A 15,420-nucleotide genomic window follows, 5' to 3' on the forward strand; every position below is an offset into this window, starting at 1 on the left:
CCCAAGTGGCTGGAGGCGCAAAGCCTCCAAGGAACGTTGCTGCAACCATTTCGGAGAATAGAGCGGTTGCCAATTAATCCACAAGCACATTTTACAGCGTACCAAGTGAGGGCATGTAAAACGTTGAATTGTTGAAGATAGGTGTTATCTTTATGAGAACCAACCACTTATACCCTCAACAAACTCTCAACAAATAGCTCTACACAACAAATTACTGGGCAAAAAAGAAAGAAAGGAATGGTGTTCATGGTTTTCTCTTTTCAACATTATCTTTCTTTTGTTGAGAGATTTGTTGAGAATATGTTGAGCCGTAAATGCCTGATGTTCAATACTTCTTTCATCATATTCAACAATTCAACAAAAATAAGGGGTGTTTTGTCCGTCATTTTTATGAACAGAACTCATCCCCCTACAAGTAAGAATGTCATGCTTATGCTTCAGTACTTATTCACGACAGTACGACAGCGCCAAGCCAACAAACAAGCAAGAGGACATTCAACTAAAGGCGGTTGTTCTTCTATTGAGTTGTAGGATAATGACACTACTTTTCTCTTTTGCCCCGTACAATCTCTTGAAGATGGTGGCACGAAACCGAGCGGCCCGTATGAGTTTATACGGAAGCAAAGGGCAACAATCATCGGAAAGCCATACAACGTTTGCCAAATGCCATTGGAAGTTTCCTGTTTCTGTTGGACTTCCGACACCGTCAATAAACCATCCTTGTATATTGACCTTATCACAGCATGGAGTTTCATGGCGGTGACATGAAGCATATCAACCAATTCACCCTCACTCATCCACAAGTCTTGCAAGTTGGACGGAATGGATAACATTCCATTTCCGTCCATGGTGATTACAGTCCTTTTCATGCCATTCCCCCCATTGTCGGCATATGCCCCTTGATTCGACTTTCAAAAGCTGATATGTCATGCTCCAATTTAGTACTTGTCACCTTTGCGTAAATTTGTGTTGTGGCGATGTCCGTATGTCCCAGTATCTTGCTTACACTCTCTATCGGCATACCGTAGTTTAAAGCCAAAACTGCGAACGAATGCCGGCTTACATGAAATGAAATTCGCTTCTTGATGCCACACATTTTTGCCACTTTCTTTATACGCTTGTTTACCATGTCAAGTGAGCCAATATTAAACAAGTGCATATCTTTTCTCAATGGCTTGTAACGTTCAATTATCTGTATGGCTGCATCTATCAGTTTAATTTTGAATGGTACGCCTGTCTTTTGACGCTGAGAAACTATCCATGGAGACCCACTTATAATGGCAACATTGTCCTCTGTAAGATTCTTGATGTCAACGAAAGAGATACCTGTCCAACAACCAAACATAAACAAGTCTCTCGCAAAAGCAAAGTTGGGATTTTCCAACTCTATTCCTGCAAATATGTCCAATTCTTCCTCTGTCAAGAACTCACGCTCCTTGTGGTCTGGGTCAACGTGGTACATGGCAAACGGATTTCTCTGTATCTTGCCGTTGTAGTGTGCTGCCGTGACGATATGCTTCAATGGTATGGAGTATATCCAAATGGTAGATTGCGTGAGTCCAATGACATTCTTCAAATACAGACAAAAATCACGGATGAACTCCTCGGTAAGCTCATTCATGGACATATCGCTGCGCTTGTACTGAAATTTGATGAACTCGGCAACGTACTTTCTTACCGTCAGATACTTGCGGTAGGTTCGGACAGCTCGGTCTTTTCCCACGCGTTGGGCAAAGGCTGCGTTCTCCTTGTCAAAAGCTCTGAGTAATGTCTCGTACTCCGTACCTATGCCTTGATATGCGTTTCTCACCATTTCAGCGGTAACGAACGCCTCACGGTCGGAAAGCCGTTGGTAATGCTTAGCGATTTGAGCCTTGATGTTATCAAGCGCAAAGTTCACCTCATTGGCTTCCTTGCTTCTGCCTTTGGCTCTGTTGCCCTTGGCATCCCATATCGCCTTGGTAACGCTCAGCTTGCAACTGAACTGTGCGATAGTTCCGTTGATTGTCACACGTCCCATGATAGGGACAATTCCGTTTCTCTCCTTGCTTCCGTTTACATAGAAGACTGTCTTGAATGTACTTCTCATAATTCCTTGCTTTTTGTTTTGTGCAAAATTAAATCATGAGAGTTGCATGGCAAATTCACAACCTGTGCAGAATTGAGAAGTAAAAACCGAAGCCGTTAAAAATGCTTATTAGAGCGTTTCTTTGAGGTAATGACTTGAAAGCGTTTCTACTTCTCAAATCCGCCATTTTCGCATTTCCTCACGAACGTCACTTAAAGCCAACAACTGCCACAACCACTTGAAACTCAAAACAAAAGCCCAAATCTGCTATATTTTGCTTTTTTAGTCATTCTTTTCTATAAAAACAAAGAAGTATTAAAAAAACATCTGCATTGGCATGTATTTATTACAATAAGCAAAAACTAGTAGATATAACTCGGTTTTACAGGCTCAACAAACCAACTGACATTTTAAAAATATTTACTCTTTAAGAATGCAGAAAACGATTTGGATTTAGTATTTTATTAATTATTACACAACAATAAGATGTTCAATAAAAGACTGAAAAAACTTCAAGAAGGATTTCTGGTCCTCTTCCTGCTGTCAAACAGCGGAACGCTATGGGCCAATGCCCTCAAAGCAGGCCCTTCCTCGCACAAGAACAGCGAGCATGCTATTCAGAGAAACAACGCAGTACAAACAGCTGGAGAAAATTCACAAACTACTGTTGAAGACAAAAACACATTGCCGGAAAGCGGCATGAGCTATGCAAATACCAATGCATCTAATACCATACAGAAGAATGCTTCTCAAAAAGATAACGACAAGAAGAATGTAACCGGAGTTGTTCTGGATGATTTCGGAGAACCGCTTCCCGGAGTTTCCATCCGCTGCAAGGAATTTCCGGATGTCATGACCATTACAGACATAAACGGTAAATTCAACCTGCAGATAACCAAGAAAGCCAAGACTCTTATTTTCAGTTTCATCGGTATGGAAACTCAGGAAAAAGCCATCACCAATGAGGCTATGAAAATCACCATGTCCGACAAGAAAGAACAGATGCAGGAGGTGGTTGTGACCGGATATCAGAAAATTGACCGCAAACTGTTTACCGGTTCTGCCAGCCGTGTATCCGGCGAAGATGCCAAGATAGACGGTGTGGGTGACGTAAGCCAGATGCTTCAGGGAAAAGCTGCCGGTGTGGCCGTACAGTCTGTATCCGGAACCTTTGGTGCCGCACCGAAAATCCGTGTCCGCGGAGCTTCGTCTATCTACGGTAACCAAAGCCCGCTCTGGGTAGTCGACGGTGTGGTTCTTGAAGATGTGGTAGAGGTTTCTGCCGACGATCTCTCTTCGGGAAATGCCGCCACCCTGATCAGCTCGGCTGTTGCCGGCCTGAACCCGGACGATATTGACAATTTCCAGATTCTGAAGGACGCATCAGCTACCGCCCTGTATGGTGCACGTGCCATGAACGGTGTGATTGTCGTCAATACCAAGAAGGGAAGAAAAGGACATTCGAGCCTGAGTTACACCGGTGAATTCACGGTGCGCACCCGCCCTTCATACAATCAGTTCAACATTATGAACTCCAAGGACCAGATGTCTGTCCTCCTCGAACTAGAAGACAAGGGCTGGTTCAACCACTCCAAGATGGCACGCACCAGCAATGGCGGTGTGTTCTATCTGATGAATGATTTGATTTATAAAGGAGAACTGGCCAATACACAGGCTGCCAAAATGGCTTACCTGCAACAGGCCGAAATGCGAAACACCAACTGGTTTAAGGTTCTTTTCCGTCCGACTATACAGAGCAACAACTCACTGAGCCTGTCATCAGGAACGGATAAAGGAAACTACTATGCTTCGCTCAGCTTTTTGGACGATCCGGGATGGACGGTATCCGATCGCGTACGCCGCTTCACTGCCAACATGAATGCCTCATATCAGATCAGCAAGTGGCTTACCCTAAATGTCAACACCAGCGGTTCGGTACGTAACCAGACTGCTCCGGGAACTCTGGACCGCACGGTGGATCCGGTAAACGGAGAATATTCACGCGACTTTGACATCAACCCGTTCAGCTACGCGCTCAATACAAGCCGTACCATGAGTCCGGACGAAACCTACATCATGAACTATGCTCCGTTCAATATTCTGGACGAATCGGCCAATAATTACATCGATCTGGACATGACGGATATGAAATATCAGATGGAACTGAACTACAAGCCGGTGAAAGGACTGGAGCTGAGCGCTATCGGAGCCTTCCGTTATGTAAAATCCACTCAGGAACACAAAATCATGGGTGAATCCAATCTGGCCATGGCCTACCGCGCTGCCGGAGATGCGACGATCCGCGAAAACAACAAGTTCCTGTACCGCGACCCGAACAATCCGGATGCCGTGCCGGAAGTTGTCATGCCTAAGGGTGGTTTCTACAATACCACAAACAATATTCTGAAAAGCTATTATGCCCGTTTCTCCGGAAACTATAACCGTCTGCTCTTTGAGGAGCATCCGTTCAACCTGATGGCCGGTTCTGAAATCAAGTATGCCGACCGCCAGTCTGGCTTTAACAACGGATACGGATATCAGTGGGACCGCGGAGGTACTCCGTTCGTTGACTACCGCATCATCCAGCAGCTGCTCCTCGGCGGAAACCAGTATTATGGCCTTTCTGAATACTACGACCGTTTTGTGGCCTTCTTTGCAACCGGTAGTTTCTCTTTCAAAGGACGCTACACCCTGAACCTGACCGGACGTATGGACGGTTCCAACCGTCTGGGAAGATCACGCGACGCCCGCTGGTTGCCTACCTGGAACATTTCCGGTTCCTGGAACATTCTGGAAGAGGAATTCCTGAGATACCAGAATACGCTGACTACCCTCTCCGTGCGCGCCACTTATGGTCTGACCGCCACTATGGGACCAGCCGACAACGCTTTAGCCGTATTCCGCAACAACACATCCTTCCGTGGTGATGACGGTTATCAGGAATCACAAATCTATATCGAGTCCTTGCAGAACTCGGAACTGACCTGGGAAAAGCAGTATGAAACAAACGTAGGTTTCGACATCGGCTTCCTCAGAAACCGAATCAGTCTGAGCTCCGATATCTACAGCCGAAAGGGATTCGACCTGATCGGTCTGATCAAGACCAGCGGTATGGGCGGACAGAAATGGAAATATGCCAACTATGCGAACATGAAGTCATGGGGTATCGAATTTACCTTGAATACCAAAAATATCGAGAGAAAGGATTTCTCATGGACCACTAATGTGACCTTTGCGTTCAACCGCAATGAAGTGACAAACCTGACTTCAACAAACAGCATCTTCTACCTGATGGCTGCCGAGGGTGCTCCTCTGCAGGGTTATCCGGTACGAAGCCTGTTCTCCTTGCAGTTCCAGGGACTGAACGAAGAGGGTATCCCGACATTCATCAACGAAAAGGGACAACTCACCAGCACGGAAATCAATTTCCAAAGCACAGACCATACGTATCTGAAATATGAAGGCTCTGTTGACCCGACCGTAACCGGAGGTATCGACAACCAGTTCAAATACAAGAGATGGGCCTTCAGCTTCTTCCTGACTTATCAGGGAGGAAATAAGGTGAGACTCGATCCGGACTTCTCAGCAACTTACGGAGACTATACAACCATGCCGAAGGAACTGAAGAACCGATGGATGAAACCGGGTGACGAGCAATATACCAATGTACCGGTAATCCCGTCATCCTATCAGTATGCCACCATCGACAATCTGGATATTGCCTATAATGCCTACAACTATTCGGATATCCGAGTGGCAAACGGCGGCTTCCTGAAACTGAAAGAAGTCAGTCTGAGCTATGACTTTGCTGGAAACTGGATGAAAAAGATTGGAATCAACAACCTCCAGCTCAAGATGGTTGCCTCTAACCTGTGGCTCATCTATGCCGACAAGAAGCTGAACGGACAGGATCCGGAATTCTTCCAAAGCGGTGGTGTGGCTCTGCCAATTCCAAGACAGGTTACCTTCTCTATCAGAACTAGTTTCTAAGAACAAAATTATTCAAGAACAAAATGAGAAAAATATATAAGTTTCAATATCTGTTAGCCCTTGCGGCAGGAGCACTGTTCAGTGCGTGTAACGACTTCCTGGATGTAGTACCCGACAACCGTACGACTTTGGACTCTCCGGAAGCCATTTCCGAACTGCTGGTTTCGGCTTACCCCAGCGGCAATTGCATCTTCTTTGCAGAATCCATGTCGGACAACGTGACCGACCGCGGCAATACTCTGGACCCTTATGTACAACCGGATTGGAACAGAGCCAATCAGCAGGCCTTCTTCTGGCAAGATATCGACATGACCTATCAGGACAGTCCGAACTACTTCTGGATGGCCAGCTATGAAGCTATTGCCGCTGCCAATCATGCTCTGGAAGCTATCGAGAAACTCGAGGCCGAAGGAACCGACTGCTCGGTTCAAAAGGGTGAAGCACTGGTGTGCCGTGCCTACAATCACTTCATGCTGGTCAATATATTCGCGCAGCACTACAATCCGACTACCGCTGCCACCGATTTGGGTGTTCCTTATGTCACCGAACCGGAAAAAGAAGTGTTCGGCCACTACGAGCGTATCTCTGTAAAGGAGACTTACGAAAAGATTCGCAAGGATCTGGAAGAAGGACTTCCGCTCATTTCCAACAAAGCCTATGGCGAAACTCCTAAATATCACTTTACCTACGAGGCAGCACAGGCTTTTGCCTGCCGCTTCTATCTGTATATCGGTGAATGGGAGAAAGCAATCAACGCAGCCAACGAGGCTTTGGGCGACAGTCCTTCGCTGAGAAACTGGAACACCTACAGCGCCATGACCTCGGCAAACAGAGAAAAAAACTATACATCGGTGCAGGAGAGTGCCAACATTCTGCTTTCATCCACCGTATCCCTCTTTGCAAGAGACCAGTCTTTCTATCGTTACGGTTTCTCTTCTGCGGTGAAAAGCGAGCTGTTCGGAAACACCAAGAATCTGGCCAAACAGGCTTGGGCCTACCGTACGGAAACTTACACCGTTTCCAGCGAAGCCATCACCATGATGAAGTGGAAAGCTTATCCGAAGTCTGACGGTGTCAACTCCAACTCGGCCGTGTACTATCTGATGGTACCTCTTTTCACAAACGACGAAGTGGTCTGCGACCGTATTGAAGCCTTGGCCATGGCCAACCGCTATGACGAAGCCTGCAAGGATATCGAACTGTTCCTGAGCAATAAGATCAAAGACTACAATGCTTCCCTGAACCCGATTACCAGAACCTCTGTAGAGGATTTCTATAAAAACTTTGCTCCTCTTCATCCGTTCTATGAAAGCGAGATGAGCGCCGCACAGATGGCCTTTGTAAACTGTGCCGTCGATCTCAGAAGAAGAGAACAGGTAATGGAAGGCGGAAGATGGTTCGACATCAAGAGATTCGACATCGAAGTAACCCATAAAGCTTATCAGACAGGTGCCGAGGATGTACTTGTCCGCCGCGATCTGCGACGCGCCGTACAGATTCCGGAAGAAGTTATTTCTTATGGAATAGAAGCTAATCCAAGATAATAATCCGTCATCATCTCATATTAAAGATTGAAAGACAATGAAAAATATTATAGCATTCATTTTGTGCCTGTCGTTTCTGACAGCCTGCGACAGTGAAGATCTGGGCACTTCGAACATCACAATCCCGGAATTTGACTATGATGCACTGAGCGAAACCGATAAGTATATCTATGACGAATACACCGTGCCGTTCAACGTAGAAGTTATCTACCGCTGGAATCAGGGAGATGCCTCACAAGGCGACATGATCAAGAATCTGGTGCCACCTAAAGAAAGTCAGGTGGTTCCATTCCTGAGTATGATCAAAAAGGTTTGGATTGATACTTACACCGCCGAGGTGGGTGCAAAGACACTCCGCTCCTACATTCCCAAGCAGATTCTGTTGGTGGGAAGCCCCAGTTATAACGACGACGGCAGCACCACTGAGGGTACAGCCGAAGGAGGACGCCAGATTGTGCTCTACTCTATTAATGAGTTTAATTTCCAGAAGGCACAGATCCAGTCCTACGCTCACGTGATGCATCATGAGTTTGCCCATATTCTGCATCAGAACATCGAGTTCGATCCGGAGTTCAAGAAGATCACTCCTGACTATACTTCTTCATGGGGAAATATGAACGACGAGATGGCACGCAACAAGGGATTCATTACAGCCTACGCCTCTTCCAAGGCTGAAGAAGATTTTGTGGAAATGGTTTCCATCATGCTGACCAATACTCCTGAAGACTGGAACGCGATGATTGAGAACGTCGACAACACAGAGGCCAAAGAAGCATTGCGCAAGAAGGAAAGCATCGTCAAGAGCTATATGAAGACCAATTGGGGCATTGATATGGTGAAATTCCAGAAATCAGTCGTTGCCGCCATTGACGCGGCAGCCCAGTAAATAATCCAAAGATCAAGAAGAACAGTAATATGAAGCATATTTTAAAAGTTGCTCTTCCGGTAACAGCTCTGGCTTTGCTTACCGGAAGCTGCAAGAACGAAATAGAAGATGTGTTTGATCTGAACGCAACCCAACGCATCGAAAAAATGATGGCCGAATGCGACCAGAAATTACAGGACTCCGATTTCGGATGGCGCTTTGATTATACTCCGTCAAACGGCTCAACCGTAAACTACGTCATGAAGTTCAAAGACGGATATGTATCCATGGAAAATGCCGAAGGAGCCACCTCCACTTCGACCTACAAAATCGTAAATGCCGAAGGACCGGTACTGTCTTTTGACACTTACTCCATTTTGCACGATCTGGCCGATCCTTCACAGGCTCCTCAGGGAACCGGCAAGGGAGGTGAATTTGAATTTATCATCTCTAAGGTCGGCGAAGACACCTTATATCTGAAAGGCCGCAAATCCGGTTCGATGTTTAAGATGGCACGTGCCCCGCAAGGTGAAATCCAGCACATCCGTCTGCAAAGCAATCTAGATGTCGATGCCGGAAAAGACATTTCGTTTTTCCATGCTCTGTGCGGAAGCAACAACAGTCAGGTAGGAATCTTCCTGGGAGCAGAAGGCAAGAGTCTGGAAGTGTTGAGCAGTGATGAGAAATTCCAGAACATTCCGGTAAGCTTCTCCGAAAACGGATTCACCTTTAGCACTCCGGTACAGGTAGGCGGACAGAGTGTCAGCAAAATGATCTGGGACAACAACAAGCAGGTGTTTACAACCGAAGACGGCCAGATAACCCTGAACGAGGTGGCAACCAGCCCGTTCAATGTGGGACAGACTGTGCAGAAACTGCTAAGCACTCCTTATCTGACCATGCAGGGCGCCAGTGCTTCAGCCACGCTGCAACTGGTTGAGTTTGCAAAGGACTTTCCGGAATGGAAGCGTATGGAGTTCTTTATGAATACCCAAGGTCAGGTAGAGACTCTGAAATATAAGGTAAACACCGACAACCAGGTTACAGAAATCAGTCGCGAACAGGAGACTCAGACACTGAACTCAATGAGCTGTATCGTGAACAATGAATACGGTCTGGCTGAATGGGGAAACTTCACCATCAAACGCAACGAACCGATTGACGCCGACCAGGTCATCTTCGTGGAAGGCATCCGAAACGGAACTCCGGCCAATACACTGAACAGAAATATCTTCTTCAAGAAGATCAAGGGAATCTTCTTTGATTCTGAAGGCGTATCCGTGGTTTACAGAAACGGAATGTATTACATTGTTTCTGCCTCAGACTCCAAGATGTGGCTGATTCTGAAAGAAGCTGCATTACCTGTTCCTGCCATTACAATTCCGAAATTAGTTACTCAATAAATAATCAAGAAATGAAAAAACAAATCTTTACCTTATGTGCTTTTTCCGGCCTATTGGCGGTATCAGCACAGGCACAGTGGAAAGCAGATGTAAAGGCGGTCGTTTCCGAACCGGCCAAAGTGGTTTCATCTGCCAAAGTTGCAACCCGCAACACTTCCGGCGTATCATACGCCTATCCTATTGGTCTGAAAAATATGGGTATGATCAGCAAGGACGACAATGCATGTTGCAATTTCCTTTCGTTCAACAAGAATATCAATGGTGACGCTTACATGTGGGCTCCGATTGGAGAGATTGTTTCTTACATCGACGCCTCTACCACAACAGCAACCGACTATCATTGGTTTATTCCGGGAAGCGAAACAACCGAAATGGAAACCCAGGACGCCGATGCTACTTACAGCACTCCGGGTATCTATGACTTCCCGACCATGACCATCAAGGATGAGAGCGGCGCAGAGCACACATACACTGCCGAAGGAAAAATCAAGGTGGGCGGTGTCGGAGAAATCTGTACTTCCAACATGCTGAATTTGGGTACGGACCCGGAAGATCCTTCAACCACATCCGTACTTGCAGCCCTGATGCTGAACGGAGGTGCAGGCGGTTATCTCGGCGGAACCAACAACATGAAACTGAAGGGTTACGGTAACCTGTTTATGATTGCCCATCCGGATGCCAGCCTGAACGCTGTGCGTGTTTATCTTCCGGACGTGCCCAGCAAGTTTGCCGAAGATGCCAAGCTGCTGATGCAGGTATGGTATCCGATGGACTTCGGAGACGGAGAAATGGTTCTCAACGGTCTGCCTCTGGAAGCAGTAAACCTGCCGATGAAAGACATCAAGCTGACTACCGACACCAAACTGAAGAAAGCTGCCGTTGCTGAATTCAAACTGACCACTCCGCTGACCATAAGCGACAAGCCGTTCTTCTTTGTAACCATTTCCGGTTTCAGTGAAGATCCGAATACAGAAGATTTCAGAATGCTGATTGACATCAAGCCTACCGAGATGGACGAGGCATCAGCCGGAAACCTGCTTGCCCACAACTCATTCTGTTACTTTGACTCAGGTACAGAAAGTACCAGTGGTTACAAGTGGCCGATCAATTACTTTGGAGGTCCAATCGGTGCGTCTTTCATGATCTGTCCGGTTATTGACACCAAAACCGGAGGTGCTTCCGGCATTGCCGACACAGAACTGAAGCCAAGCAAGGCTGCCTACAATCAGGGCGTATTGACCATGAGCTGCGCAGATGCCGACGAGGCTACTGTATATAATGTAGCCGGTAACATCATCTACCGCACTTCACTCAACGGAGCAGAGCAGACCGCCCAACTCCAGCTCTCAGAAGGAGTTTATCTGGTGCGCTATCTGAAAGCCGGAAAAGTTATTGGAGCCTCAAAGTTCCTGGCCAACAAATAAGTATTATTTAAACCTTTAAATATTGAAGCGTATGAAAAAGTTTACAAAAATCATGTCATTGGCTTGCTGTGCCTTGTTTGCCGGAGCCAGCTTGGCAAACGCAGAAGACTATGTTTGGAAGTATGTCAACACCGGTGATGCCACAACCTATGCCGTACGTAATGACGGTTCTCTGTGGGCCTGGGGATGGAACGAACTCGGACAGGCTGGAAACGGTATTAAGGAGCGCAGTGCCATGCCAACTCTGACCAACGGAGATTTGAAGTGGAAAAAGGTAGCCGGCGGTAAGGCTTATGCTTTCTTCCTGGCAGAGGACGGCTCTCTGTGGGCTGCCGGTAGCGCAGAAAGCGGTATCCAGGGAACCGGTGACGGAATCGGTCATAAAGTACTGACCCGCATCGGCACCGACAACAACTGGGTAGACGTTGCCTGCACCCGTTTCTGGGGATACACTGCTTTTGCCATCAAGTCAGACGGCACTCTGTGGGGATGGGGACAGAACACTTCTGCTCAATTGGGTATCGGTAATATCCAGACCCAGATTGTTCCCGTACAGATCGGTACCGACACAGACTGGAAGCAGGTTGCCGTTGGTTCTTCTTCTGTAATCGCCATCAAGAATGACGGCAGTCTTTGGGGCTGGGGCGGCAACATGAGAGGCGAAGTATTCGGTTACAAGGGTCGCCAGGCTACTCCGGTACGTTTGGGCAATGCCAACGACTGGAGCTATGTATGCATGATCGACTACCGCGCATACGGTGTCAAGAACGACGGTACCATGTGGGCATGGGGTGACAACAGCGCCAACCTGCTCGGTTTGAATACCGAAACAGACGAAGAAGGTGTGGTAACTGTTTCTCAGGTTACTGAGCCTACTCAGGTAACTGCCATCACCGGCAATGTCATCTCTATTTCAGGATGCGAAAACACCATGAGCGTATCAACCGGTACCGACGGTGTTATTGACAAGGTTTGGATGTTCGGTTCCAATACCGACGGCGCCCTGGGTGACGGCAAAGGTTTAGGAAACGGAAACACAGGAATTCCATTCATGACCACTCCGGTAAGCCCGTCTTTGAAATCAAGCCTGAAAATGGATTATGTAGCCAGCGGTCAGAACTACACCATGGTGGTTACTACCGATGGAGATATCTGGGGCTGGGGATGTAACCGCGGCGGACAGCTGGGTGACGAAACACTGTACGACCAGCTTCAGACTGCCTATAAACTGAAACCGACTCTGATTAACTGTCCGCAGGATGAAATCACTACTTCAATCAGTGACGCCGTTGCTCAGGACACTGAAATCAGCATCAACGGTTCTGTAGTATCTCTGCAGACTGAAGGCCGACTGACATCTGCCACTATCTACAACCTGCAAGGTGCTGCCGTGATGATTCTTTCAGCTTCTGAATCAAGCTGGAACATCTCTTCACTGCCTCAGGGCACTTACATTGCCAAATTTGTTGTTGACGGCAAGGTCTTCACCAGCAAGTTTGCCAAATAATCCGCAAACAGAACCTTTTAATACGGAATATTATGAAAGAAATATTCAAAGGGATCTTTTCTTTCGTACTCCTTACTTCTTGTGCACAGCTCGTCTGTGCACAAGATGCTTTGGAAGTATCCAGCGAAAACATCCCGTCATCACTGAAAACAGAGACCTCGCTCAAGCTAACCGGCGAATGGGATACCTATGCTTTCAGCCAACTAAAAAATGCTCTGGGCACGAACGTTTTTGGAGGAAGTAATACCAGTCTGACCAAACTGGACCTGAGCAGTACACAAATTGCCGAAAACACGTCGCTCTATGTTAGTGCCGGCTTCACAAGCAACGGAGCTTTTATGAACTGCAAGGCGCTGACAGAAGTTGTCATGCCAACCGCGGAAGAAGCCGCACAGTTTACTTCTTTTCAGGGAGCATTCCAGAACTGTGACAAACTGACTACGATTGATTTAAGCGGATGTACCAACGTCACCACTTTCAACAATGCTTTTTACGGCTGTGCTTCACTGACTCAGGCCGACTTGAAGAATAACGTTGCAGCAACCAAGACCAGTTCATGGAGTTCCGCCTTCGAAGGATGCAGCTCACTGGCTCAGGTCAGCCTACCGGCTGGATTCGCACCGACCAACAAGGTCTTTGCCAACTGTACGGCTCTGACCGAGATTGACTGGAGTGCCTGCAATGCAACAGAAACCGTTCCGACCTATTATGCCGGACTTTTTGAAGGCGTAGACGTTTCGGGCATCACCCTGAAACTGAATCACGCCCAGTACTTGCTGTTTCAGGGAGACGAGAACTGGAATCAGCTGAATCTGGTGGATCTCGCTCCGGAACCTTCTACAGAATATACCGTAGACGCTTCGGATATTCCATCCTCTCTGAAAAAAGCTACTGCCCTGATCCTGACCGGAGCATGGGACAGCGACAAATTCAATCTGCTTTCACTGGCATTGGGTAACAACGGCGGCATTCTGGCCACTCCGAACACCACCCTGCAAACTCTGGACATGAGCCAGATTACCGTGGCCGAAGACACTCCTCTCTATCGCAAGGGTCTCAAGGAATACGGAATCTTCAACAACTGCACGGCACTGACTCAAGTCATCATGCCGGCTGCTGCAGAAGCTGCGAAATTTACCGACCTGACACTGGCATTCAGCGGTTGCACCGCTCTGAAGAGCATTGACCTGAGCCAGTGCAGCGGCATCACCAGCCTATCAAAGGCCTTCTACAACTGCAGCGCCCTGACTTCCGTAAATCTGTCTTCATGCACGGCACTGACCACCAGCGACAATGCGTTTGAGAATTGTGAAGCCCTGACCTCTGTGGTTCTTCCGGCTTCCTTCCCGGTTGGAAAAAATACCTTTGCCTACTGCAATGCTCTGAAGGAAATAGACTGGACCAGCTTCAGCGCTACCGAAGTTCCGGCACTCAGCAAAACCTTCTTTATGGGTATTGATGACCTGAGCCTCATCAAGCTCTCTTTGAAATACGAAGCCTACAAGCTGTTCTCGGCCGATGAAGACTGGAGCGAATTGAATCTGTATAATACCGAGCCGGACAAGGTGACTGACTTTACTGTCGATGCTTCCGACATTCCTAGCAGCCTTTCCAAAGCGGTTACCCTGACCCTGACCGGTGAATGGGACAGCGACAAACTGAACCTGCTCTCTCTGGCACTGGGAAACAACGGCGGACTGTTTGAGGTATACAACAAGACACTGACCAAACTGGACATGAGCCAGATTACCGTGGCCGAAGGTACTCCTCTTTCCCGCCAAGGCATCAACAAAGAGTATGGTATCTTTAATAACTGTACTGCACTGACCGATGTCATTCTGCCGGCTGCCGAAGAATGTGCCCAATTCACTTCACTGAAAAAGGCATTCAAGGGATGCACCGCTTTGGCCAACATTGACCTGAGCCTGTTTACCGGAGCAACCGACATCGACGAGGCCTTCAAGAACACCGCCATCACCACTGCCGATCTGAGCGGATATGCCGCTGTGGGAACAACAGTCAGCGCCTTTGAAGGATGCAGCGCTCTCGAAAGCGTTATTCTTCCGGAGAACTTCAAGGCCGGAAATTATACTTTCGCCGACTGCACTGCTCTCAAAACCATCGACTTTACAGCCTACACAAATGCGGAAGAGGCTCCGGCATGCAGCAACAACACTTTCAGCGGAATTGACGATCTGAGCCTCATCACCCTGAAAGTGGGCCAGAATGCCTCTGTTTTCGAACAGCACAAAATCTGGTCACAGTTCTATCTGGACAGCGAAACCGCTACCGGTATCTCACAGACCGAAAGCCATGCGGCTCCTGTGAAGGTCTATACGGTTGACGGACAATATGTGGGAACTTATGTCATGAATGAACGCCTGATGTCAGAATTACCGAGACCGGGCATTTACATCATCCAGGGTAAGAAATACATCAAGACCCGTTAATATTTAAAGGTGTGCCAAAGATTCGGCACACCTTTTTTGTTTCCTTTTTTTACTCCGGGAAGAGTATCCGAAATTTCTTCGCAAACACCTTAAAAAATCATGCTGATGTTTTTCGAAAGACATCGGGACGAACGATTCGTTTCATCAGAATGATTTTTCCAAAGAACGC

At 47.5% G+C, this 15,420-nt stretch carries 8 protein-coding genes; 7 read left to right on the plus strand and 1 reads right to left on the minus strand.

Translation table 11 applies throughout. The features are described 5' to 3' along the window. Positions 1–865: 865 nt before the first annotated feature. Positions 866–2,089, minus strand: coding sequence for a site-specific integrase (locus tag DXA74_RS01890; protein WP_022459668.1), 1,224 nt, complete (start codon positions 2,087–2,089; stop codon positions 866–868). A 465-nt stretch (positions 2,090–2,554) separates the two neighbouring features. On the opposite strand from DXA74_RS01890, the gene DXA74_RS01895 reads away from it, so the two are divergent. From DXA74_RS01895 to DXA74_RS01925, 7 genes are read left to right on the plus strand one after another with little or no spacing between them, the layout of a single operon-like run. After that, on the plus strand, positions 2,555–6,058 hold the full coding sequence (locus DXA74_RS01895; RefSeq protein WP_118525140.1) for a SusC/RagA family TonB-linked outer membrane protein: 3,504 nt from the start codon (positions 2,555–2,557) through the stop codon (positions 6,056–6,058). Positions 6,059–6,081: 23 nt separating this feature from the next. After that, a complete protein-coding gene (locus tag DXA74_RS01900; protein ID WP_118525141.1) occupies positions 6,082–7,602 on the plus strand; it encodes a RagB/SusD family nutrient uptake outer membrane protein in 1,521 nt (506 codons plus the stop codon). Between the two features lie 37 nt (positions 7,603–7,639). Beyond that, entirely contained in the window at positions 7,640–8,488 is an 849-nt protein-coding gene (locus DXA74_RS01905; protein ID WP_118525142.1) for a putative zinc-binding metallopeptidase, read from the plus strand. 29 nt (positions 8,489–8,517) lie between these two features. Beyond that, complete coding sequence (locus DXA74_RS01910) at positions 8,518–9,870, plus strand: DUF4302 domain-containing protein (RefSeq protein WP_118525143.1); 1,353 nt, start codon at positions 8,518–8,520, stop codon at positions 9,868–9,870. Between the two features lie 11 nt (positions 9,871–9,881). Next, positions 9,882–11,294: a T9SS type A sorting domain-containing protein gene (locus tag DXA74_RS01915; protein ID WP_118525144.1), complete on the plus strand. Its 1,413-nt coding sequence runs from the start codon at positions 9,882–9,884 to the stop codon at positions 11,292–11,294. A 31-nt stretch (positions 11,295–11,325) separates the two neighbouring features. After that, positions 11,326–12,801 carry a T9SS type A sorting domain-containing protein gene (locus DXA74_RS01920; protein ID WP_118525145.1) on the plus strand — a complete coding sequence of 492 codons (1,476 nt, stop codon included), beginning with the start codon at positions 11,326–11,328 and terminating at the stop codon, positions 12,799–12,801. Positions 12,802–12,833: 32 nt separating this feature from the next. Then, complete coding sequence (locus DXA74_RS01925; RefSeq protein WP_118525146.1) at positions 12,834–15,251, plus strand: leucine-rich repeat domain-containing protein; 2,418 nt, start codon at positions 12,834–12,836, stop codon at positions 15,249–15,251. Positions 15,252–15,420 lie beyond the last annotated feature (169 nt).

Source organism: Bacteroides sp. OF04-15BH, assembly GCF_003477995.1.
Lineage (GTDB): Bacteria > Bacteroidota > Bacteroidia > Bacteroidales > Bacteroidaceae > Paraprevotella.

Excerpts from the sequence above, each read along its gene's own strand:
- DXA74_RS01900 (WP_118525141.1), top strand. The coding sequence starts at position 6,082 with ATGAGAAAAATATATAAGTTTCAATATCTGTTAGCCCTTGCGGCAGGA.
- DXA74_RS01895 (WP_118525140.1), top strand. The coding sequence starts at position 2,555 with ATGTTCAATAAAAGACTGAAAAAACTTCAAGAAGGATTTCTGGTCCTC.
- DXA74_RS01910 (WP_118525143.1), top strand. The coding sequence starts at position 8,518 with ATGAAGCATATTTTAAAAGTTGCTCTTCCGGTAACAGCTCTGGCTTTG.
- DXA74_RS01925 (WP_118525146.1), top strand. The coding sequence starts at position 12,834 with ATGAAAGAAATATTCAAAGGGATCTTTTCTTTCGTACTCCTTACTTCT.
- DXA74_RS01920 (WP_118525145.1), top strand. The coding sequence starts at position 11,326 with ATGAAAAAGTTTACAAAAATCATGTCATTGGCTTGCTGTGCCTTGTTT.
- DXA74_RS01905 (WP_118525142.1), top strand. The coding sequence starts at position 7,640 with ATGAAAAATATTATAGCATTCATTTTGTGCCTGTCGTTTCTGACAGCC.
- DXA74_RS01915 (WP_118525144.1), top strand. The coding sequence starts at position 9,882 with ATGAAAAAACAAATCTTTACCTTATGTGCTTTTTCCGGCCTATTGGCG.
- DXA74_RS01890 (WP_022459668.1), bottom strand. The coding sequence starts at position 2,089 with ATGAGAAGTACATTCAAGACAGTCTTCTATGTAAACGGAAGCAAGGAG.